Raw genomic sequence first — 689 nt, forward strand, 5'->3', positions numbered from 1 at the left:
GCCATGTCCCACTCGGACAGGCCCGACTCCCAGAACGCATCGAAACGGCCGGCGGCTACATAGGCCAGGTCCAGGCTCGCCGAACCGGCACGGCGGATGCCGGCAGTCTGGCCCACCAGGGCGCGGAACATGCCCAGGTAGTTGTCGAGGTTGTCCATCTGGTCGTCACGGAACGGGAAGCCGGTACCCAGCAGGGCGCCGTCCAGGCTGGTGCGGCCGCTGACGCGCAGGCGACGACCGTTCAGTTGAGCGCCGCGACCACGGCTGGCGGTGAATTCTTCCTGGCGAACCGGGTCCAGAACAACAGCGTGCTCAAGACGACCGCGGTATTTGCAGGCGATGCTGACAGCGAAGTGAGGAATGCCGCGCAGGAAGTTGGTGGTGCCGTCCAGTGGATCGATGATCCACAGGTACTCTTCGCCTTCGATGCCGGTGCCGGCGTTCAGGCCGGTCTCTTCACCCAGGATCGAGTGATTCGGGTACGCCTTGCGCAGGGCGTCGATGATTTTCTGTTCGGCGGCGCGATCCACCTCGGATACGTAATCCTTGGCGTCTTTTTCGTCGACCTTGATGGTATCCAGGCGCTCGATGGAGCGGAAGATCAATTCACTGGCGCTGCGGGCGGCGCGCAGCGCGATATTCAGCATGGGCTGCATGGATGTGTCACCTAAGGTTGTTAAAGAAAGCCG

The 689-nt window shown here is 62.7% G+C and carries 1 protein-coding gene; it reads right to left on the reverse strand.

Annotated features, from left to right (window positions below):
* Positions 1–656: inositol monophosphatase family protein (locus D8U18_RS25515; RefSeq protein WP_131108874.1), on the reverse strand; the 656-nt coding region annotated here is incomplete at its 3' end.
* Positions 657–689 lie beyond the last annotated feature (33 nt).

It is taken from the genome of Pseudomonas sp. Sample_10, from assembly GCF_004321495.1.
GTDB lineage: Bacteria > Pseudomonadota > Gammaproteobacteria > Pseudomonadales > Pseudomonadaceae > Aquipseudomonas.